This is a genomic window from Chitinophaga sp. XS-30 (genome assembly GCF_008086345.1).
Classification (GTDB): Bacteria; Bacteroidota; Bacteroidia; order Chitinophagales; family Chitinophagaceae; genus Chitinophaga.
The window spans coordinates 2,012,429-2,033,922 of sequence record NZ_CP043006.1 but is presented as its reverse complement, the minus strand read 5'-3'; the positions used below and the strand labels follow the sequence as shown (position 1 = coordinate 2,033,922).

Annotated in this window: 16 protein-coding genes; 1 reads left to right on the top strand and 15 read right to left on the bottom strand. The window is 52.4% G+C overall.

Annotated elements, in window-relative coordinates; all coding sequences use genetic code 11:
• Nucleotides 1–78 precede the first annotated feature (78 nt).
• From FW415_RS08385 to kduI, 10 genes are all read right to left on the bottom strand, one after another.
• Nucleotides 79–2,370 (bottom strand): GH92 family glycosyl hydrolase, encoded by a 2,292-nt coding sequence (locus tag FW415_RS08385; RefSeq protein ID WP_148383812.1) that lies wholly within the window; start codon nt 2,368–2,370, stop codon nt 79–81.
• Between the two features lie 463 nt (nt 2,371–2,833).
• Nucleotides 2,834–3,871 (bottom strand): LacI family DNA-binding transcriptional regulator, encoded by a 1,038-nt coding sequence (locus tag FW415_RS08380; RefSeq protein ID WP_246858977.1) that lies wholly within the window; start codon nt 3,869–3,871, stop codon nt 2,834–2,836.
• 120 nt (nt 3,872–3,991) lie between these two features.
• Entirely contained in the window at nt 3,992–4,519 is a 528-nt protein-coding gene (locus FW415_RS08375) for a hypothetical protein (protein ID WP_148383811.1), read from the bottom strand.
• Nucleotides 4,520–4,591: 72 nt separating this feature from the next.
• Entirely contained in the window at nt 4,592–4,801 is a 210-nt protein-coding gene (locus FW415_RS08370; protein WP_148383810.1) for a heavy-metal-associated domain-containing protein, read from the bottom strand.
• Nucleotides 4,802–4,825: 24 nt separating this feature from the next.
• Complete coding sequence (locus FW415_RS08365) at nt 4,826–7,039, bottom strand: cation-translocating P-type ATPase (RefSeq protein ID WP_246858976.1); 2,214 nt, start codon at nt 7,037–7,039, stop codon at nt 4,826–4,828.
• A gap of 73 nt (nt 7,040–7,112) precedes the next feature.
• Nucleotides 7,113–9,389: a cation:proton antiporter gene (locus FW415_RS08360; RefSeq protein WP_148383808.1), complete on the bottom strand. Its 2,277-nt coding sequence runs from the start codon at nt 9,387–9,389 to the stop codon at nt 7,113–7,115.
• A gap of 72 nt (nt 9,390–9,461) precedes the next feature.
• A complete protein-coding gene (locus FW415_RS08355; RefSeq protein ID WP_148383807.1) occupies nt 9,462–10,643 on the bottom strand; it encodes a glycoside hydrolase family 88 protein in 1,182 nt (393 codons plus the stop codon).
• Between the two features lie 15 nt (nt 10,644–10,658).
• Nucleotides 10,659–11,702 (bottom strand): LacI family DNA-binding transcriptional regulator, encoded by a 1,044-nt coding sequence (locus tag FW415_RS08350; protein ID WP_148383806.1) that lies wholly within the window; start codon nt 11,700–11,702, stop codon nt 10,659–10,661.
• 32 nt (nt 11,703–11,734) lie between these two features.
• Nucleotides 11,735–12,505 (bottom strand): SDR family NAD(P)-dependent oxidoreductase, encoded by a 771-nt coding sequence (locus FW415_RS08345; RefSeq protein ID WP_210420846.1) that lies wholly within the window; start codon nt 12,503–12,505, stop codon nt 11,735–11,737.
• 119 nt (nt 12,506–12,624) lie between these two features.
• A complete protein-coding gene (gene kduI / locus FW415_RS08340) occupies nt 12,625–13,467 on the bottom strand; it encodes a 5-dehydro-4-deoxy-D-glucuronate isomerase (protein WP_148383805.1) in 843 nt (280 codons plus the stop codon).
• 318 nt (nt 13,468–13,785) lie between these two features.
• On the opposite strand from kduI, the gene FW415_RS08335 reads away from it, so the two are divergent.
• Complete coding sequence (locus FW415_RS08335) at nt 13,786–15,432, top strand: UxaA family hydrolase (RefSeq protein WP_148383804.1); 1,647 nt, start codon at nt 13,786–13,788, stop codon at nt 15,430–15,432.
• Between the two features lie 102 nt (nt 15,433–15,534).
• Here the strand turns inward: FW415_RS08335 and FW415_RS08330 are convergent, their stop codons facing one another.
• The 5 genes from FW415_RS08330 to FW415_RS08310 are packed head-to-tail and all read right to left on the bottom strand — an operon-like array spanning nt 15,535 to nt 21,440.
• Nucleotides 15,535–16,827, bottom strand: coding sequence for an MFS transporter (locus FW415_RS08330; RefSeq protein ID WP_148383803.1), 1,293 nt, complete (start codon nt 16,825–16,827; stop codon nt 15,535–15,537).
• A gap of 39 nt (nt 16,828–16,866) precedes the next feature.
• Nucleotides 16,867–17,529 (bottom strand): bifunctional 4-hydroxy-2-oxoglutarate aldolase/2-dehydro-3-deoxy-phosphogluconate aldolase, encoded by a 663-nt coding sequence (eda, locus tag FW415_RS08325; protein WP_148383802.1) that lies wholly within the window; start codon nt 17,527–17,529, stop codon nt 16,867–16,869.
• Between the two features lies 1 nt (nt 17,530).
• Entirely contained in the window at nt 17,531–18,529 is a 999-nt protein-coding gene (locus FW415_RS08320) for a sugar kinase (protein WP_148383801.1), read from the bottom strand.
• On the bottom strand, nt 18,529–19,923 hold the full coding sequence (gene uxaC / locus FW415_RS08315; RefSeq protein WP_148383800.1) for a glucuronate isomerase: 1,395 nt from the start codon (nt 19,921–19,923) through the stop codon (nt 18,529–18,531). The genes FW415_RS08320 and uxaC overlap by 1 nt, the downstream gene beginning before the upstream one ends.
• A gap of 8 nt (nt 19,924–19,931) precedes the next feature.
• On the bottom strand, nt 19,932–21,440 hold the full coding sequence (locus FW415_RS08310; RefSeq protein WP_148383799.1) for a tagaturonate reductase: 1,509 nt from the start codon (nt 21,438–21,440) through the stop codon (nt 19,932–19,934).
• Nucleotides 21,441–21,494 lie beyond the last annotated feature (54 nt).

Sequence of the window (21,494 nt, the reverse complement as noted above, 5' to 3'; positions counted from 1 at the left end):
ACAGTGAAACAGTTTTTTGGTTAGCCCGTTGCATCTGTTGTGCAAATTCCACGCATCACCTGCTGACTGATTCCCCGTTTATTTTTTCTCCGTTGAATAGGAATAAGGGAAGGCTTCTTCCTTCGTTCCCCTCGTTTTTTCCGGTTGCGCACCCATCACTACTTTCAGCACACCGCCCTTTTGCAGGTCTGCATGACTGATCCAGTTCTTGCCGTAGTTCTTGCCGTTCAGCGAAATGCTTTGTGCGTAAACATTGGCAGCGCTGTTGCCGGGTGCTTCGATCACCAGTTTCTTTCCGTTCTCCATAGTTACCGTCATTTTCGGGAACAACGGCGCTCCGAAAACGTACTGGTCCGTACCCGGACAAACCGGGTAGAAACCCATGGCGGAGAACACGTACCAGGCGGAAGTCTGCCCATTGTCTTCATCACCGCAATAGCCATCAGGACCGGAATGGTACAGCCTGTCCATCACCTGGCGCACCCAGTACTGGGCTTTCCAGGGCTGGCCTGCGTAATTGTACAGATAGATCATGTGCTGAATGGGCTGGTTGCCGTGTGCATACTGGCCCATGTTGGCGATCTGCATTTCGCGGATCTCGTGGATCACGCCACCGTAATAGCTTTCATCATACACCGGAGGCATGTTGAACACGGAGTCCAGCATTTCCGCAAAACTTTCCCTTCCGCCCATGAGGTCGGCCAGGCCCTGGATGTCGTGGAATACAGACCAGGTATAATGCCAGCTGTTGCCTTCGGTGAAGGCATCTCCCCATTTGAAGGGATTGAAAGGCGCCTGGAATTTGCCGTCCTTGTTTTTACCGCGCATCAGCTTTGTTTCCGGATCAAAGAGATTACGGTAGAACTGGCTGCGTTTCCGGAACCGTTCGATCTCTTCCTGCGGGCGCTTCAACGCGATGGCAAGCTTGTAGATGGTGAAGTCGTCATACGCATACTCCAGCGTACGGGCGGCATTTTCGTTGATGTTCACGTCATACGGAACATAGCCCAGCTCGTTATAGAATTTAACACCTTTACGGCCTACGGAGGTCAGGGGACCTTCGTTCTCGCTGTTCTTCAGCAGCGCTTCGTAGAGGGTATTGATATCGTAACCGCGGATACCTTTCAGGTAGGAGTCCGCAATGAGAGAAGCGGAGTTGGAACCGATCATGCAGTCGCGGTGCCCCGGGCTGGCCCATTCCGGCAACCAGCCGCTTTCCTTGTAGGTGTTCACCAGGCCTTCCATGATGTGGCTGTTCATTTCAGGGTACATCAGGGTGAGGAAAGGGAACTGCGAGCGGAAGGTATCCCAGAAACCGTTATCGGTGAACATGTATCCGGGCAATACTTCGCCGTTAAAGGGACTGTAATGCACCACTCTGTTCTGCGCGTCATATTCATAGAACTTGCGCGGGAAAAGCAGGGCGCGGTAGAGGCAGGAGTAGAAGGTACGTACCTGGTCCACTGTCCCTCCTTCGGGGGAAAGGCGGCTCAGTTCCTTGTTCCAGCTTGCCTTGGCTTTCTGTTTGGTGACATCGAAAGCATCGTTGCCCAGTTCACGTTTCAGGTTCAGTTCGGCCTGCTCGAAACTGATAAAGGAAGACGCTACCCTGAGGCCCACCTTTTCGCCTTTGGCCGTTTTGAAACCTACGATGGCGCCAACATGGCCATCCGTCAGTTCCAGCACACCCTTTTCCAGCTTGTCGCCATTCCAGGTGTGGGCTATGGTAAACGGCTTATCGAAATAGATGACGAAGTAGTTCTTGAAGTTCTTGGGAACACCACCGCTGTTGCGGGTGGTATAACCGATGATCTTTTTCTCCTGCGGGAGGATCTTGATGTGGGAGCCTCTGTCGAATGCGTCCACGACTACAAAGGAGCTGTCTGATGCCGGATAGGTAAAGCGGAACTGGGCAGCTCTTTCGGTGGGGGTGATCTCGGTGGTAACGTCTGCGTCAGCCAGGTACACGCTGTAATAATAGGGTTTGGCAACTTCCGCTTTGTGAGAGTACCAGCTGGCGCGGGCATCCTGGTGGAAGCGCAGTTTCCCCGTTACCGGCATGATAGAGAACTGGCCGTAGTCGTTGATCCAGGGGGAGGGCTGGTGCGTCTGTTTGAAGCCGCGGATCTTGTCCGCCCCATACTGGTAGGCCCAACCATTACCCATGGTATTGGTTTGCGGCATCCAGAAGTTCATGCCCCAGGGGGTAGCCACTGCGGGATAGGTATTGCCGTTAGAGAGGCTGACCTTCGAATCGGTACCCATCAAGGGGTTCACCCACTCTACAGGGTCCGTCACTGAGGATACGGTCTGCGCGCTGGTCTGGAAGCCTGCGAACAGGGCAAGGAAACTCCATGCTGCCTTTTTCATGTGTGTAAAATATTTTATTTTAATCATGTTCATCACTTTAATTTTCAATCAATTATTACATCCATTCACTACAAAATCGATTTAGCATAATAAACGTGGGCCGGCCCAGGAATGGGCCAGCCGTTAGATGCTACTCTTTATTGTTTGTATGATAAGCACTATATAATAATTTATGAATGTACTCCCTCCGTTCCTGTTTCAGGATCATTTTTAACTGCCAAGGAATAGGGAAGCAATCCATTTACCTGGTCCTGAAACCGGTATTGTTGTCAACTTGCGGCGGTAAATTTACCAAACCTGACCCAATCTCCTTCATTTCTCCTTAAAAAATAATCTGCAGTTCTTGCCGGTCAGGGGCCGGCCCAAAGATAATTGAAGTATTGGATATTTCGCAGTTTGGCAATATACACTTTCCCTGGCGGGATTCATGCGAAAACGCCGGCATTTTTTCTGTGGTGCATGGTTATGCGGAGCCGCGTTGTATGAATTTGCCGGGTAGTTCCACATGGGTATTCTTTGCAGGCTCCCTGTTCTTGTCCAGCTGCTGCATGAGCAATCCCATCGCGGTTTTGGCAATGTCTTCGATGGGCTGCTGCACGACCGTTATGCCTGGAGGGTACAGGCGGAAGATATCATGATCATCAAAACACACCATCGCCAGATCTCCCGGGATCGTCAGACCAAGGCCCGCTATGCTTTCCAGGCCCAGGATGCCCAGGTAATTGGTGGAAAAGAATATAGCATCCATGCCTTTATTTCCGCGGATGAGCTCCTGGATCCTGGTGATCGCTTCTTCACGGGGACTGTTGTATGAGAGCTTCAATATCTGCCTGCTATGCACGGAGATGCCATGGTCCCGCAGGGTATCCTTGTAGGCCTTCAGGCGCTGCTGCACCTGTACCAGTTCCATATCCACCGTCACAAACCCTATCTTTTTATATCCTTTTGCAAGCAGGTGGGTGATGCCTTCTTTTACACCTTCATAATTATTGATCAACACATACGGCACCTCCAGTTCCGGGAAATAGCTGTCCATCAGCACAACCGGGCGTTTATGCGCCAGCAGCTGCTGTATATCTTTTTCCATGCCGGCAGCGGGTGTGATCAGGTAACCATCCACCTGCTGCCTGGACAGCATGCGGATCAGTTCGCTTCCTTTGCTGGCATTGTTCTCTGTGCTGCAATACACGATCTTGTAGCCAAAGCGGTCCGCTTCCGTTTCAATCACTCTGGCAAGTGCAGCAAAGAAGCTGCCCGAGATGCTTTCTACAATAAGGCCCAGTGTTTTGGACTGGCCGGTACGCAGGTTCACCGCCACATGGTGCGGCTGATACCCTGTTTTTTTCACAACGGCCATGACCTTTGCGGCCAGCTCATCGCTGATGCGCATCTGGCGGGCCTTCCCATTCAAAACGAATGATACGGTAGACGGCGCCACTCCGGCCATACGGGCCACATCCTTCAGGGAAAGGCGTTTCATTTCCGGGCCTTTATCATTCATAAGTCGTACAGCAATTTGTTGGCATGAGCATTAAGGAATAGATTTGGTCAGCTATTATTGGTGCTAAGACGGGAAATTACGGCTAAAATCCGGGATTTGAGGAGCAGGGTATAAATTGGATCAGACATCGTCATTAATATACAGATTGAATAGCTTACCCGTTGAAAGATTCACCCGTGCGTTCCAGTATGCGCTTCCTCCATCGCGCATTTTAATGATCCCATCCCCATACCGGGGCCTCTGCCTGATATCCGGCTCATATGTGCAATTGATCCATATAATCTTCTCGCCCCTGTCATCTATATATCCGACATACTGCCGTACATACCCCGGCAGTTCCTCATGAACCTTTGCAGGATGCCAGGTTGCAGTGAATGAAGACTCGTTCAGTATTTTTAATTGTCTGGACAACACTTTCTCCACCAGTATGATATCTGCTTCTCCTGGTGTAAACCGGCCGGGATACAAGGCAGCTGCTTTAAATGCCCTTGGATAAATATATCCTTCAAAGGCAGGTTGCTGTATGTGAACAGGACTATTCACCCTTTCTTTCCAAAGTTCAACCTGCTCTTCCTTTGCCCGCTTTTCGCTAAAAAACCGGCACGAGGAAAACCATATGGTCAATATTAACAGCCCAGTTATTCTCATATCTATCAAGATAATAAAAAAAAACGGATGCGACCCGCAGGCCGCACCCGTTTACCAATACCGGTTTCCTCATTATACTTCTTCCGCCGTGTATCCTGCTTTCTTCACTACTTCTTTTACTTCTCCGGCAGACAGGGTCCCTGTAGATACCGTGAGTACCTTGTCCGGATTGACGATATCCACTTCCCAATGCGCGATCTCTTTCTCCCCATCGAGGAAAGGCGTTACTGATCTGATACAGCCGCTACAATTAATATTGGTCTTGAACTTCAACGTTTTCATGCTTGTTGTTTTTTAATTCGATAATTATATTTTCGCCCATTTCAGCCGGAGGCTGTTGCTTACGACCGATACAGAACTGAGCGCCATGGCCGCTCCGGCGATCATCGGGTTAAGTATGAACCCGGTGGAGGAATACAGTACTCCGGCAGCCAGGGGAATACCGATGATGTTGTAAATAAAGGCCCAGAAAAGGTTCTGGCGGATGAGGCGTACAGTTTTACGGGAGAGTTTGATGGCCTTGGGCAGCTGTTGCAGATCGGAAGAGATCAGTGTCATCATCGCCACATCCATCGCAATATCCGTGCCTTTGCCCATGGCAATGCTTACATCAGCCTGTGCCAGCGCATGGCTGTCGTTGATCCCGTCCCCTACCATGGCTACTGTTTTGCCCTGTTGTTGCAGCTTTTCGATGAAGTTTGCTTTATCCTCCGGCAGCAGACCGGCTTCAAAATGGCGGATGCCGGTTTCTTTAGCCACGGCGGCGGCTGTTTGTGCATTGTCTCCCGTCAGCATATACACTTCCACTCCCATTTGCTGCAGGCGTTGCACCGCCCGGGCGGAACCAGCTTTTACGTTATCCGCCACCGCAATGGCCGCGAGTGCTTCCTTTCCGTCTGCAAACCAGATCACGGTATGCGCCTGCTCCAGCCATTTATTGGCCTGTTGCTGCAATGTGTCAGCAATACTGATACGATGCTCATCCAGCAAAGCCTTGTTGCCGGCATAAAAAGTACTGCCCTGGAATATTCCCTTCACCCCGCGGCCTGTGAGGCTTTCAAAGTGCCCGGGATGCACAGGGTCGAACGGGAAGTAGCGTACTACGGCATCCGCCAGCGGGTGTTCGGATTGTGCTTCCAGTCCGGTCAGCACCGCAGCATACCGCAACCTGTCCCCTTCCGCCCGCCAGGACTCTCCGGCCACTTCCGGATGGCCTTCCGTGATGGTGCCTGTTTTATCCAGTATCAGCGCCTCTATGCGATAGGCTTTTTCGAGGCTTTCCGCATCCTTGATGAGGATGCCGTTTTCCGCGCCTTTACCCATGCCTGTCATGATAGCGGTAGGAGTGGCCAGTCCCAGCGCACAGGGGCAGGCGATCACCAGCACGGTCACCATAGCCAGCAGCCCCTGCGTCAGCCCGTTTTCACCGCCCCAGATGACCCAGGAGAAAAAAGCCAGCACAGCTATCCCCATGACCACCGGCACAAATACGCCCGCAACTTTGTCTACCAGTTTCTGCACCGGTGCTTTGGAGCCTTGCGCTTCTTCCACCCTGCGGATGATCTGCGCCAGCAGCGTATCACTGCCTACCTGTTTTGCCCGGAAACGGAAACTGCCTTTCTGGTTCAGCGTTCCGGCATATACCGTATCGCCTTCCTGCTTCGCCACCGGTACCGGCTCCCCGGTGATCATGCTTTCATTCACATAAGAACTGCCGCTGGTCAACGTTCCGTCTACCGGCACCTGTTCCCCCGGTTTTACGATCAGCACATCATTCACCAGCACTTCGCCCAGCGGAACGATCTGCTCCGCACCGCTTTCGCCTACGCGCACTACCGTATTCGGCTGCAGGCCCATCAGCTTTTTGATGGCGGAGGAAGTAGATGCTTTTGCCTTTTCTTCCAGCATCTTGCCCAGTAAAATAAAAGCGATCACCACAGCTGCGGCCTCGAAGTACACATGTGCGTGCAGTCCGCGGCTGTGCCAGAATTGCGGGTTAACGGTATTGAATACACTGAAAATATAGGCGATGCCGGTGCTCAGCGCCACAAGGGTATCCATGTTCGCTTTGCCATGCCGGGCCTGTTTCCAGGCGTTGATGAAGAACTGGCTGCCGAATATCAGCACTACCGGGGTTGCCAGTGCCCACATGATGTAATTGGCATAGGGAATATCCATGAAGAACATCCCGATCACCACCAGGGGAACAGCAAAAGCAATAGCCAGCCAGGTTTTGTTCCGCAGCGCTTTATAATGTGCCTGCTGATGGGCGGCCAGGCTTTCCGTTACATTGTCCGTCAGCAGATCATAACCGATGGACTGGATGGATTTCTTCCAGGCGGCGGGGTCTGCCTGTTCGGGGGAATATTCCACCAGGGCGGTATTATTGGCAAAGTTCACCGCTACGGACCGGATGCCCGGCTGTGCGCCAAGCATGCTTTCCACGCTGCCTGCACAGGCGGCGCAACTCATGCCGGTAACGGGAAAACTTTGTTTGACGGTATGTTCTTTCGTTTGCATCTGCTGTTCCTTTTTTACCATACAAAGGTCCGCCGATACAAAGGGGAAAGCATTACAGAATTAGGGGAAAGATTTATATAGTTTGCGGTTGCTGGGCTTCGCCCCTCGTTTCGCTCCTGCTGTCGTTCTTCACCCGGAACAGCGTAGCGATACGGCGGGGATTGCCTACGACCCATACCACATCATTTTCTTCCAGTACCATATCAGAAACGGGGTTCAGGATACGCTGATCGCCACGCTCTATACCTACTACCAGGCTGCGGGCCAACTCGCGGATACCGGACTGGCGGATGGTTTTGTTATGTACCGTTGATCCGGGCAATACTTCGTACCGGCGCAGCTCCACTTCTGTTCTGGAAGTATTGCTTTGCGGCAAATGCTGATCAATATAATTGCGGAAGAGTGTGATCTGCTCGTCTGTTCCGATCACCTGCAACCGGTCTCCCGGGAACAGCCGTTCAGATTTCTGGGGAATGGGTATCAGCTTTTCGCCTCTTTCTATCACACCGATATTCACCCCATAACGCTCCCGTAGGCTCAGCTCTTCCAGTGTTCTGCCCACGCCTTCCCATTCCGGATGAACGGTGAACGAAGTAAGATGTGCATCCCAGGGAGCCAACACCACTTTTTGTTGCTCTTTTGCCGCCGCTGCGGCTTCGCGTTCATTGAAATTCCTGAGAAACCTGGCTTCCAGGCGGTTGTAGAACAGCTGGATCTTCTTTGACAGCAGTATCAGTATCACCACGATCATCAAGGTAACGGAGACGGCTATGGCAAAAGAGAAGAACCGGCCCAGCGTAAATCCGATATAGAACACGGCAAGCCCTATCCTCGCGATGCGCAACAGCCACAGCGGCCCTTTATACCGGTTCTGCGCATGAAGGTTGGCAAACGCGGTGGTCTGCACCTGCCTGACGGCCAGCGCCCAGAGGAAAGGCATCATAACGATCAATGTCACTACAGCCGTTGCAGCCCGCCCCCATTGCTCTCCGAACCACAGATCGGCATTCGGCAGCACGTACAGGGACGACAGCAGGCTGATGGCGATCACGATCACCGAAAATACAACGGTATTGATCGCATATCCTTTCAGCACCAGTTGCCAGTCACTCGCCTGTGAGATGGTTTGTGCGCCGGTGCTGTAGCGGGACAAAGCCGCTTTCCATTTTTCAGGGATACGCTTGTCCAGCCAATTATAAAACGGTTCCGCCACCTTGATCATGTAGGGTGTGGTAAAGGTGGAAATTGCAGAAACCGCCACGGCGATCGGGTATATAAAATCACTGGTGACCTTCAGAGTCAATCCCAATGTGGCGATAATGAACGAGAATTCCCCGATCTGCGCGAGACTCATGCCTGCCTGCACGGAGGATTTGAGTGGCTGTCCCGATAAAACCGCACCGGTAGCGGTACTGATGGTTTTACCGAATATGGTCACGAGGGTGATAAGGATCACCGGCCCGAAGTGTTCCTGCAGCATCCGGGGATCTATCAGCATACCTACCGAGACGAAGAAGATGGCGCCGAAGAGGTCTTTCACGGATTTCACCAGGTGTTCTATTTTCTCCGCCTGGGTAGTCTCGGCCAGGATGGAGCCCATGATGAAGGCGCCGAGCGCCGCGGAGAAACCTACCTGGGTAGCCAGTACCACCATCAGCAAACACAGGCTCAGCGAGGTTACCAACAGGGTTTCCTCGCTCATCAGCGATTTTGTTTTCTTGAGCAGGGTGGGGATAAAAAAGATACCGCCGATGAACCAGAGAATAAGGAAGAACACGAGCTTGATCACGGAAACCAGCATCTCCTGCCCCGCGAACTGCTGGCTGACGGCAACGGTGGACAATAACACCAGCAGCACGATAGCCACCAGGTCTTCCACCACCAGGATGCCAAAAACCAGGCCGGCAAACTTCTGGCCTTTCACCCCCAGTTCTTCAAATGCCCTGATGATAATGGTTGTGGAGGAAATGGATAACACCCCTCCCAGGAAAATGCTGTCCATTTGCGACCAACCCAATAACTGGCCGGTGCCATACCCCAGGCACAGCATCACCACCACTTCTACCAAAGCAGTGATAGAAGCGGAGCCGCCTACTTTCATCAGTTTTTTGAAACTGAATTCAAGCCCCAGGCTGAACAATAAAAATATCACACCGATCTCTGCCCATACTTCGATATTGCCTTTCTCTTTAATGGTCGGAAACAAGTCAAAATAAGGACCTACCAGGATGCCCGCGATCAGGTAGCCCAATACCAGCGGCTGCTTCAGCTTCTTGAATATCAGCGTGGTCACGGCAGCTGCGCCCAGGATCAGGGCCAGGTCCATAATAAGATTTGGTAAATGAATCATGCGCCCGTCGTTTCGTATTTTGGCTAAAATAAACAAAAAAAACGGGTCGCAGGGTTAACAGAGTATCGGGATTTATTTCCACTGCCGGTACCGGAGCAGTGCTTCGAGGAAGTAATAATCCGCGTACGTCAGCGGCACATCCAGCTCGGAGTTACCAGGCTTGGAGCCGGTGCTGTGCATGAGGATGAAGTGATTGTTCTCCCCTTCCTTTGCGCGATAGGCAGGCCCGGCAAGACTGGCCAGGGCGTCCGCGCCGGCATTCCAGTACCGTTTGCTGTCTCTTTTCTTTGTGTACCGGCTCAGTTCCAGCAAGGCGGAGCTCATGACGGCTGCGGCGGAAGCATCGCGGATAGCGTTCGGTATTTCGGGGGCATCATAATCGTAATACGGCACCAGGTCTTCCGGCATACGGGGATGGTTCAGCATATAGTCCGCAATGCGGCGGGCCTGGGTGAGATATTTTTTATCCTTTGTTTCGCGGTACATCAACGTGTATCCGTACAGGCCCCATGCCTGGCCGCGGCTCCAGGCGGATTCATCGGCATGGCCCTGATGGGTTTTTCTGGCGATCACCTGGCCGCTGATGGAATCATAATCCACGACGTGGTAAGAACTGTAATCCGGCCGGAAATGATTTTTCATGGTGGTATTGGCATGGGCAACGGCGATATCGCGGAAAGCAGGATCGCCGCTATGCTTTGAGGCCCAGAAAAGCATTTCGAGGTTCATCATGTTGTCGATGATCACCGGGCATTTCCATTGGCGGTGGTCCCAGGAGCGGATAGCGCCGATGGTGGGTTTGAAGCGGGTAGACAGGGAACGGGAGCTGGTCATCAGGATATCTTTGTACGCTTCCGTGCCTTCCAGCCGGAGACCATTGCCAAAGCTGCAGTACATGAGGAACCCGAGATCGTGCGTATTGGTGCGGTACTGATTGGGGAGCAGCAACGTCATACGTTTTACCGCTTCCTGCCGGAATACCGGATCTTTCGAGTATTCGTAAAGGTACCAGCAGGAGCCGGGATAGAAGCCGCCGGTCCACCAGTTGAACTTTGCGGTCATCAGGCTGCCGTCTGTATTGGTGGAACGGGGCAGCAGGGAATCCGGTACCGACCGCATCATATGTTTATATTGCCGGGCGGAGAACTGCAAGCTTTCTTCCACCAGGGCGCTCATTTCGTCAGCGGATAATTTCGTTTGTGCCTGGGCGGTAGTGATCCAGCAGGCAAATAACAGGAAGGCAATTTTTTTCATAACGTTCGATCAGGTTTATTTCTTTCGTTTGGCCGGGCCGCCGGTGGAATCCCTTTCCACCAGTTCTATCGGCACTATTTCCTGGGAATGTTTGTAGGTGGATGGGTGTTTGGCCTGGATGAGCTCCATCAGCGAAGCCACGATCCGTTCCCCCATGGTAACAGGATGCTGGTCCACCGAAGTAATGGATGGCGTCACGATCTCTGTTCGCGGATCGTTGGAATAACCGATGATGCGGCATTGCTGCGGCACGGATATGCCATTGTTCCGGCAATACTCCAGCAATGTGACGGCGGTGGTATCGTTGGTAGCGAAAATGCCATCGGGGTAAGGTTTCTTTTCAAATATCCTTTGAGCCGTCTGCAAAGCATTTTCCCGCGTCAGTTCGTGGAAGAAGACCCTTTGCTTTTTAAAGGGGATCTTGTGTTTCTGGAGCGCATCTTTATAACCTGCCAGCCGCTCCCTGTAGAGATTGCAGGTGAGGGGGCCGGAGATATGCACAATATCCCTGCAGCCTTTACTGATCAGGTGTTCCGTTGCCAGGTACCCGCCCTGCAGGTCATCGCCCTTGATCACTTTTACGTTGTAATCTTTCGGTACGCGGTCGAAGAAAACAAGGGGGATATTGTGCTGCTTGAAGACATCGAAATGCGAAAAATCGGTGGTGTACAGTGTGGCGGATACGGCGAGGCCGTCCACCCGGGCAGAGTACAGCGTATTCACCAGTGCGATCTCCTGCTCCAGGGAATCGTTGCTCTGGCAGATGATCAGGTTGTATCCGTATTCCTGTAATTTGTTCTGCATCACGGTGGTGATCGCTGCGGGAAAGAACATCGAGATGCGCGGGACGATCAGGCCGATGGTCCTGCTTTTGTTGTTACGGAGGCCGGCGGCCATGGCATTCGGGCGGTAACCCAGCTTGCGGGCCATTTTCTTTACCCTTTCCTTGGTCTTTACACTGATATTGGGATGATCGTTCAGTGCCCTTGAAACGGTGGACACGGAAAGCTGCAACTCTGCCGCAATATCTACGATAGTTTTTTCTGAGCGGATGGACATACGTTGATGCGTTAATTTTGGAAGCAGAAAGCTTACCGTCCCATCCAGCCGCCATCCACCGTCATGACGGTGCCGTGCATATAGCTGGAAGCTTCGGAAGCCAGGAATACGACGGGTCCCATAAAGTCTTCCGGTTCCCCCCAGCGTGCTGCGGGAATGCGTTCCAATATGCCCTGGCTGCGTTTCTCGTCTGCGCGTAATGCTGCCGTGTTATCCGTGGAAATATAACCGGGAGCAATGGCATTGACATTCACACCGCGGGAGGCCCACTCATTGGCAAAGGCCTTCGTCAACTGTCCCACTGCTCCCTTGCTGGCAGCATAACCGGGTACGTTGATACCGCCCTGGAAAGTAAGCAGGGAGGCTGTAAAGATCACTTTACCTTTCCCCCGTTCCAGCATTCCTTTCCCGATATCGCGGGTGAGAATGAACTGGGCCGTCTGGTTGATTGCGATCACCTCATCCCAATACTCGTCAGGATGTTCTGCCGCCGGCTTGCGCATGATGGTCCCTGCATTATTGACAAGGATGTCTATGACCGGAAAATCCTTCTGTACCGTCCGGATAAAAGTATGCAATGCTTCGCGCTTCCCAAAATCGCATTGGTAGGCGCGGAATTTCCGGCCGGTGGCCAGTACTGCTTTTTCTACATCGCTGCCGGTGGTCTCCAGGGAGGCAGATACGCCGATGATATCGGCTCCGGCCTCTGCCAGCGCCACAGCCATCGCTTTGCCGATCCCTCTTTTACAGCCGGTGACCAGCGCGGTTTTACCTTGTAGACTAAAAAGATCGCGTACGCTCATTATGTAAGGAAGTTTTCTTGTGAAAAATCGGTAGCCTGTTTCTCCCACAGGCTGACCAAAGCACTGCTGCGGCAATCGGGGGATGCCAGGCACCCGCCTGTTGCCCGAACCGGCGCCGCCTACCGGAGGTCAGGAATGGCGCAATGGTCCATATCCCCATAATCCAGGTTCTCGCCGGCCATGCCCCAGATGAAGGTATAGTTGCTGGTGCCTGCACCGGAGTGAATGGACCAGGGCGGGGATATCACGGCCTGGTTGTTCTGCATCCAGATATGCCGGGTTTCCTGCGGCTCCCCCCAGAAATGGCAAACAGCCTGGCCCTGCGGCACTTCAAAATAGCAATACACTTCCATACGGCGGTCGTGCGTATGGGCCGGCATGGTGTTCCAGGTATTCCCGGGCTGCAGCTCCGTCATGCCCATCTGCAGCTGGCAGGTAGGCAGCACGGAATTCACGAGCAATTTATTGATGGTGCGGAGATTGGAGGTTTCCTGCGCACCCAGCACAACTATATCCGCTTCCTGCCGGGTAATGCGGCGGGTGGGGTAACTGGTATGCGCGGGCGTTGAGTTGATATAAAAAAGGGCCGGTGATGCCGCATCGCTGCTGGCAAACACGACTTCCTTCTTCCCTCTTCCGATATACAATGCTTCCTTGAAATCTATGCCGAACACTTCGCCATCCACCGTTACCGTTCCGGCGCCGCCGGTGTTGATGATACCCAGCTCCCGGCGCTCCAGGAAATAATCCGCTTTCAGCGGATCAGTTGTTTCCAGCTTTAACGGCTGCGCAACGGGCATGGCCCCGCCGGCGATAAAACGGTCGTAATGGCTGTACACCAGCTTTATGCGGCCCGGTTCAAAGAGGGAAGGGATCAAAAGGGCTTCCCTCGCCTGCGTGGTATCCCAGGATTTGGCTTCACGCGGACTGCTGGCATATCTTGTTTCGATGGATGTGCTCATGATGAAAGGTTAATTTGTTCAGTTTTTCGGCCACAGGCCGTAACCTGCGGGTTGCATTAACAACGGAAAGGTAATATGAAAAGACGAGAAATGCAAACGTTTGCATAATAATAGGTTGCGGGCCGCAGCGTGCCCCGGCATTCCCTTCCGGGTACCGTCCGGGCAAGTCACTGAAATAAACGTTCGGGCTGGGCGGCGACGGGGTTTGAGCGCTTTCCGGGGTGAAACTTTTGCTTAACTTTGCTTTAGTTAATATCCGATCAAGAATTCAGATTTTAGTATTAACAGGGAGCTTGTAAATACGCTATTTTAGCTATTATGAACACTTATCTTCAGATCCATCCGAAAGACAATGTGCTGGTTGCTCTACAAGACCTTCCGGCAGGAAAGGAAATTCAGTTCAATGGCTCCATCTTACAGTTGAAACAAACGATTCCCGCAAAACATAAATTCCCTTTAACAGATCTTCAGCCCGGCGATTCCGTTGTGATGTACGGCGTACTGGTAGGCAAGGCTTCCGCACCGATCCTCAGCGGCGAGGCCATTACCGTGAAGAACCTCCGCCATGATGCCGATTCTTTTCATGAAAAAGACAGCAGCTTCGAGTGGCAAAAACCGGATGTCAGCCGCTGGCAGCACAAGACCTTCCAGGGCTACCATCGCAAGGACGGGCAGGTAGGCACCCGCAACTACTGGCTGGTGATACCCATGGTGTTCTGTGAGAACAGGAATGTTGGCGTGATCAAAACAGCTTTTGAGAAAGGGCTGGGGTTTGCACCGACCGAAGCATACAATGAACAGGTGAACGAACTTGTGAGGCTTTATCAGAACGGCGACCTGGAAGCTATCCGGAACTATGAGCCGGATATGGTAACGCATACCAATAAACGCAATTCCGTTTTTCCGAATATCGACGGCATCAAATTCCTCACGCACGAAGGCGGCTGCGGCGGTACCCGACAGGATTCCGATGCGCTGTGCGCGCTGCTGGCCGGCTATATTCATCATCCCAATGTGGCAGGCGCCACGGTACTGAGCCTTGGCTGCCAGCATGCACAGGTCTCCATTCTGCAGGATGCGCTGAAAAAGCTCAATCCGCAGTTCGACAAACCGGTGTTGGTGTACGAGCAGCAGACCAGCGGCCCCGAGTTCAGGATGCTGTCCAATGCCATCCGCGATACTTTCCTGGCGATGATAACAGCCAACAAACAGGAGCGAAAGCCTGCTCCGCTCTCCAAAGTGGTAATTGGCCTGGAATGCGGCGGATCGGACGGGTTCTCCGGCATCTCGGCCAATCCGGCTATCGGGCATACTTCCGACCTGCTGGTGGCGCTGGGCGGCACGACTATCCTGGCTGAATTCCCGGAGCTTTGCGGTGTTGAACAGGAAATGATCAACCGTTGTGTGGATGATAGAACGGCTGACAAATTCATCTCGATCATGCGCACTTATGCGGACAAGGCGGAGTCCGTGGGCTCAGGGTTCTACATGAATCCCTCCCCCGGCAATATCAAGGACGGCCTGATCACCGATGCCATCAAATCAGCCGGAGCTGCCAAGAAAGGCGGCAATTCCCCGGTAACGGATGTGCTGGATTATACGGAATATGTGACAAAACCCGGGCTCAACCTGCTTTGCACTCCGGGCAACGACGTGGAGTCCACCTCCGCGGAAGTAGGCTCAGGCGCCAATATCGTATTGTTCACCACCGGTCTCGGCACGCCCACCGGCAATCCCATCGCCCCGGTGATCAAACTGTCCACCAACACCCGCCTCGCGCAGCGCATGCCTGATATTATCGACATCGATACCGGCAGCATCATCAGCGGGCAGAAAACGATCCCTGAAATGGGTGAGGATATCCTTGAGTATGTTATAAAAGTTGCCAGCGGAGAGATACTGACGAAAGCAGAGATACTGCGCCAGGATGATTTCATTCCCTGGAAGCGGGGTGTGAGCCTCTAATGCAGCGGCGGTTGCGGCGATAAAGATCATTAATTATAAAAAGCAGGCTGTATCAGTTTCATGTGATACAGCCTGCTTTTTTGTTGTTCATATAAACGAAGATCAGCTTTTTATGGTCACCTGCTCCATCTTCGGTGCGAAGATGTGCATCATCAGCCAGGCAACGAGATACATTACCCCGCAGATGAGAAATAACACGTTATATCCACCTTCAATATTGCCCAGCGCCTTGTAATGATCCAGCAAAGCGCCCACCACGATGGGGAATAACATCCCGCCAATAGATCCGGCCATACCGCCGATCCCTACAACAGAACTTACGGCTTCTTTCGGGAACATGTCAGATGCTGTGGTAAAGATATTGGCGGACCACGCCTGGTGTGCAGCCGCAGCCAGACTGATCAGGGCTACCACCAGCCACATATTGTCCACATACCGTGCAGCCATGATCGGCACTACACAAATCGCAAAGATCAGCATGGATACTTTTCTCGCCTTGAATACCGGCCATCCCTTATTGATGAACCATCCGGAAAGATAACCTCCTCCGATGCTGCCGATGGTGGTAGCGGTGTACACTACGATCAGCGGCAGGCCGATGTTCTTCATATCGAGATTAAAGGTGGTGGAGAAATAAGAGGGCAGCCAGAACAGGAAGAACCACCAGATAGGGTCGGTCAGCAATTTACCAAACAGGAATGCCCAGGTCTGCCGGATACTGAACAGCTTGATCCAGGGTACCTTTACTTTTACAGCGGGATCGCCAGCCACCTGATCGCTGTGGATATAATCAAATTCTGCTTTGGATATTTTTTTATGACGGGAAGGTATCTCGTACATCACCAGCCAGAAAGCCAGCCATACGAAACCGATCACACCGGTCCAGATAAAAGCCTGCTGCCATCCGTAGGCGCCTGCAAGCCAGGGCACGATAGCCGGTGCGGCCACTGCGCCGATATTGGCGCCGGAGTTAAATATTCCCGTAGCCAGCGCACGTTCTTTTTTAGGGAACCATTCGGCTACTGATTTAATAGCCACCGGAAAGTTGCCTGCCTCCCCCAGGCCGAGCCATCCCCTGGCCATAGCGAAGCCGAAAGTGGATTTTGCGAAGGCATGCCCCACTGCCGCAATACTCCAGACTACGATCGATACCGTGTAGCCGACCTTGGTTCCCACCTTGTCTACAAATCTCCCGAAAATCAAAAGGCCTACGGCATAACAGGCAGAGAAGATCATCACGATCCTGCCATATTCACTTTCACTCCAGTTAAATTCTATTTCCAGCATAGGTTTCAACAATCCTATTACCTGCCGGTCGATGTAGTTAATGGTCGTTGCAAAAAACAATAAAGCAACTACGCGCCAGCGGTACCGGCCAACAATTGTGGAATTCATTTCAGATTATTTAGGATAAATACTTAATCTCCGTTCAAATTACACTAATGCCCTGATAAATGCAATCGTTTGCGCAAATTTTGCGGTCAGCCCCGCCCAGTCTTTGTTTTCAATGAGTGATTTTGACAGGAGATTGGATCCCATGCCCACGCATACCACGCCGGCATCAAACCATGATTTCAGATTTTCTTTTTCAGGCTCCACACCTCCTGTTGGCATAAATTTCATGGCAGGGAATAGTGGTTTGATCGCTTTCACGAAACCAGGGCCCAGTGCGCTTCCCGGGAACAATTTAACCAGCGGCGCGCCGCTTTTTTCCGCAACGGATATCTCGGTAGGCGTCATGCAGCCGGGAATCCATAATACGTTCTGTTCCTTGCAGTAAGCCCCCGTTTCAGCATCTACAACGGGACTGACAATAAAATCCGCGCCGATGTCGATGAATTGTTTTGCTTCCGCAGCATTTTTGATGGTGCCGATACCGAGGTAAAGGTCCGGCATAGAGGTGGTCTTCAGATCGCGCAACACCGAAAAATTATGTCTTGCGTTCTCCCCCCTGTTGGTAAATTCAAATACCCGGATGCCGCCTTCGTAGCAGGCTTTCAGCACTTCGGCGCTGATCTCCGCACTATCGTGATAAAAAACGGGTATAACGCCGGTTTGCTCAAATGCCTTGATAACGGTATCAGGATGTGGTGCCATATTACATCAGTTGCGAGATGGTCTCTCTGGTTGTCAAATTAAAATCACCGGTCACGAACAGTTTGCTGTAGGCAGCTGCGGCGGCAAAGGAAATTGTTTCCTGTTCCGTATAGCCATTCAGGTTGGCGTGTATCAAACCCGCCATAAAACAATCGCCGCTCCCTACCCTGTCCACCACTTCATTCGTTTCATATTGTTTGGACACAAAAAGTTCGCCACCCTTCCAGTACACCGCATAGTAAAGGTTGTGGGACGGCGCGGCGGAAAAACGGAATGTGAAGGCTACGCGATCGCATTTCGGGAATGCGCGGATGATGTCCGCTGCAGCGGCTTTGGCGGCTTCCAGGTATTGTTCTTTCCGGTCAACGGCAATGGCCGCTTCATCCAGCGGTGTGCCCAGCATCATATTCGCCGCCCAGATATTCCCCATAATGAGGTGGCAATACTTCGTCAGTTCCGGCATTACCTGCAAGGGGGACTGTCCGTATTTCCAGAGCTTGCTGCGGTAGTTGAGATCTGTCGAGATCGTCATCCCCTTCCGTGTAGCGGCCTCCAGCACTTCTTTGCAGATCATTGCGGCATCGGCGTTCAGTGCAGGGGAAATGGCGCTCCAGTGGAACCATTCCGCATCTCCCAGCAGCGCATCCCAATCCACTGTGCCGGGTTTTATTTCGCTGAAGGAAGAATATTTGCGATCATAAACCACTTCCGCATGCTTCAGGTCCGCGCCCTGTGCAAGATAATACGCACCGATGCGGTCCCCTCCCCATAACATCCTGTCTGTAGATATGCCTGTCTGCTCCAATTGCTGCAATATCTGCCTGGATAAACCATTTTCCGGCACTTTGCTGATATAGGCCACTTTGTTGCCCCATGTTGCCAGTGCCGCAGCCACATTGGCTTCAGCACCGCCTACAAAGAGCGCGGCCTGCTGTTTAGCCCATTCCGGGGAAAGGCGTAATAATATCTCTCCGAATGTGATTACTCTTACCGGTTCCATTAAAAATTAAAATAGGCTTTGGCGTTATTGTATGCGATATCCTGTACCATTTTGCCCAGCCATTTTTCATCGGCCGGCAGTTCCCCGTTCTCTACATCATGGCCGATCAAATTACACAATATTCTCCTGAAATACTCATGGCGGGAATAGGACAGGAAGCTGCGCGAATCCGTGAGCATACCCACGAACCTGCTGAGCAGGCCCATATTGCTGAGCGCGTTCATCTGTTTTTCCATGCCGTCTTTCTGGTCCAGGAACCACCATCCGGAGCCGAACTGCATTTTGCCGGCTACGCTTCCATCCTGGAAATTGCCCATCATGGTCGCATACACTTCATTATGAGCAGGGTTCAGGTTGTACACGATCGTTTTTGCCAGTTTTCCCTGTTTGTCCAGTCCGTCAAAGAAACGGCTCATGGCTTCGGCCATGGGCCAGTCCCCGATAGAATCCACACCGGCATCCGCGCCGATGCGTTGCAGCAGCCGGGAATTGTTGTTCCGCAGCGCGCCTGCGTGGAACTGCTGCGCCCATCCCTTTTCGTGGTTCCAGGTACAGATGAAATGCAGCGTTCCGGATTTGAACATGGCCGTTGCTTTGGCATCGAGTTGCCGGCCTGCCATCAATGTTTTAAATGCTTCTTCGAGCGCGGATTCCGTGAAGTCTTCCTGCATAAAGAAAGAAAGACCGTGATCGGAAAGCCGTCCACCCCGGGCATGAAAATAGTCGTGACGTTTTTTCAGCGCTTCCAGCAAAGCAGCGTAGCTGTTGATATCGATATCGGCAGCGGCGCCGAGCTGTTGCAAATACGCTTTAAACGCCGCGGGATCTTCCACTCCCATGGCCTTATCCGGCCGGAAGGTGGGCAATACCTTCGTGGCAAATCCCTGTTCCCGAACAGCCGTGTGATGCTCCAGCGAATCGCAGGGGTCATCCGTTGTGCAGAGGGCATCTACCTTGAAATGCTGTAACAGCGCCTTTGTGCTTAGCTGCGGCAACTGCGCATTACAGGCATCATATATCTTTTTCGCGTTATCGCCGTTCAGTATTTCCGTGATGCCGAAGGGGTTGCGCAGTTCCATATGCGTCCAGTGATAAAGCGGGTTACGCATGGTGTAAGGCACGGTTTCCGCCCAGGCTTTGAACTTTTCCCAGTCGCCTGCCGCCCCGGTGATCAGGTCCTCATGCACACCGTTGGCCCGCATGGCGCGCCATTTATAATGATCGCCTTTCAGCCAGGCCTCCGTGAGACTGGAAAACTTCCGGTCCGCTGCGATCTCGTCCGGCGGGAGATGATTATGATAATCGATCACCGGCATATCCTTCGCATAATCAAAATATAATCGTTTAGCCGTTTCCGTTTGTAACAGAAAATCTTCGGAAAGAAATGTTCTCATAACGCTGCTTATATAACCCTGGAATAATTGGCGATGTATGCCTTAACGCCGTGTTTCATCATACCTGTCAGGTGGCCGGCCACTGCATCCGTGAAGCCCGGCAGTTTGGCGAGATCAGTTTCCCATAGTTTCCTGTCCCCGCAAACAGCATTCACCATTGCCGCAACCTCCGCATACTCCGGCGATGAAACGGCCTGCCAGTATTTTGCGAATACGGCGGCGTTGTCATCATTGATACCATAATATTCACCCTTGCGCTCTCCTTTGAACTTTCCATTCACTTCCTGCGCCGGTTTGAGGAACAGCAATGTGGCGGCAAAACCCAGGCAGATGCTTTCGGGCAGCAGCCCTTTTGCATCGTGATACCGGAGGATGGTCTGCACATTGCGCGCATTCATCTTGGAACTCGTCTGGAAAGTTATGCTGAGCAGTTTATGTTCTATGGAAGGATTGGCGAAACGGTCCAGCACATCCTGCGCAAACCGGGCCGTTTGCGGACCCAGTGCGGAAAGCGTAGGCAGTATCTCTTCCATGACCGCCTTTTTAAAGAAGTTATTCATGAAGGCGTCCTGCATGCATTCGTACACCGTATTCAGCCCCGAGAGATAACCGAGGCAAACGGCGGCGGTATGGCTGCCGTTCAGGATGCGGAGTTTCTGCTCACGGTAAGGCGTAATGCTCGGCGCAATCAGCATCCTTTCATCCGCCTGCTGAAACGAGAGTTTTTCTGCAACCGCCGCGTCACCTTCGATAGCCCAGAGCAGAAAAGGTTCCGCATCGATCCACAGTTCATCTTCATAACCCGCTTCCTTCCAGCATTCGCTGAGGTTTTTCGGCTTCCCCGGCACGATCCGGTCTACCAGTGAACTGCAAAAACGATTGGCCGTTTTGATCCAGCTGACAAACTCTTCCGGCAGCTTGTTGAATGCCGCCAGTTTGAGCACGATCTCCTGCAGCAGCTGACCGTTATCCACCACCAGTTCCGTGGGGATGATCACGAAGCCTTTCCCCGGGTCCCCGTTGAACCTGCGGTAGCGCTCATACAGCAAGGCGAGCAGCTTGCCGGGATAAGATGCCGGTACACCAGCGGCGATATCCTCTTCCACATATTGAATGCCTACTTCCGTGGTATTCGAAACGATGATCTCCAATGCTGGCTGGGCAACCGTTTCCAGAATGGCCTCCCATTCTGCATTCGATTGCAATACGCGGCTAATAGAAGCGTTCACCAGGTACTGATCAACAGGCTTCCCCTGCGCCACACCCTTGATGTGCGTGGTAAAAAGTCCGTCCTGCGCGGCAAAAGCGCCGGCTTCCCCTTCGGTGGATTTGATCACAACGATCCGGCCGGAAAAGAGGCCTTTTTTATTGGCCTTGTCCACCAGGTAATCCACCAGTCCGCGTAACAATACGCCGGTACCGAATTGCAGCACTTTTTCAGGATATTGAAAATGATCTTCTGATATTCCCAAAGCGGGATGGTTCACAACGTGTTGTCTGTTAAGTCTAGGCAGCATGCATGGAAAATTTATTAAATAACATAGCTAATCATCGATAAATATATAATTAGC

Coding starts and splice junctions, on each gene's coding strand:
- FW415_RS08335 (WP_148383804.1), top strand. CDS start 13,786: ATGAACACTTATCTTCAGATCCATCCGAAAGACAATGTGCTGGTTGCT.
- FW415_RS08320 (WP_148383801.1), bottom strand. CDS start 18,529: ATGGAACCGGTAAGAGTAATCACATTCGGAGAGATATTATTACGCCTT.
- FW415_RS08350 (WP_148383806.1), bottom strand. CDS start 11,702: ATGTCCATCCGCTCAGAAAAAACTATCGTAGATATTGCGGCAGAGTTG.
- FW415_RS08360 (WP_148383808.1), bottom strand. CDS start 9,389: ATGATTCATTTACCAAATCTTATTATGGACCTGGCCCTGATCCTGGGC.
- FW415_RS08355 (WP_148383807.1), bottom strand. CDS start 10,643: ATGAAAAAAATTGCCTTCCTGTTATTTGCCTGCTGGATCACTACCGCC.
- eda (WP_148383802.1), bottom strand. CDS start 17,529: ATGGCACCACATCCTGATACCGTTATCAAGGCATTTGAGCAAACCGGC.
- FW415_RS08310 (WP_148383799.1), bottom strand. CDS start 21,440: ATGCTGCCTAGACTTAACAGACAACACGTTGTGAACCATCCCGCTTTG.
- FW415_RS08375 (WP_148383811.1), bottom strand. CDS start 4,519: ATGAGAATAACTGGGCTGTTAATATTGACCATATGGTTTTCCTCGTGC.
- kduI (WP_148383805.1), bottom strand. CDS start 13,467: ATGAGCACATCCATCGAAACAAGATATGCCAGCAGTCCGCGTGAAGCC.
- FW415_RS08330 (WP_148383803.1), bottom strand. CDS start 16,827: ATGAATTCCACAATTGTTGGCCGGTACCGCTGGCGCGTAGTTGCTTTA.
- FW415_RS08380 (WP_246858977.1), bottom strand. CDS start 3,871: ATGAATGATAAAGGCCCGGAAATGAAACGCCTTTCCCTGAAGGATGTG.
- FW415_RS08365 (WP_246858976.1), bottom strand. CDS start 7,039: ATGCAAACGAAAGAACATACCGTCAAACAAAGTTTTCCCGTTACCGGC.
- uxaC (WP_148383800.1), bottom strand. CDS start 19,923: ATGAGAACATTTCTTTCCGAAGATTTTCTGTTACAAACGGAAACGGCT.
- FW415_RS08385 (WP_148383812.1), bottom strand. CDS start 2,370: ATGAAAAAGGCAGCATGGAGTTTCCTTGCCCTGTTCGCAGGCTTCCAG.
- FW415_RS08345 (WP_210420846.1), bottom strand. CDS start 12,505: ATGAGCGTACGCGATCTTTTTAGTCTACAAGGTAAAACCGCGCTGGTC.
- FW415_RS08370 (WP_148383810.1), bottom strand. CDS start 4,801: ATGAAAACGTTGAAGTTCAAGACCAATATTAATTGTAGCGGCTGTATC.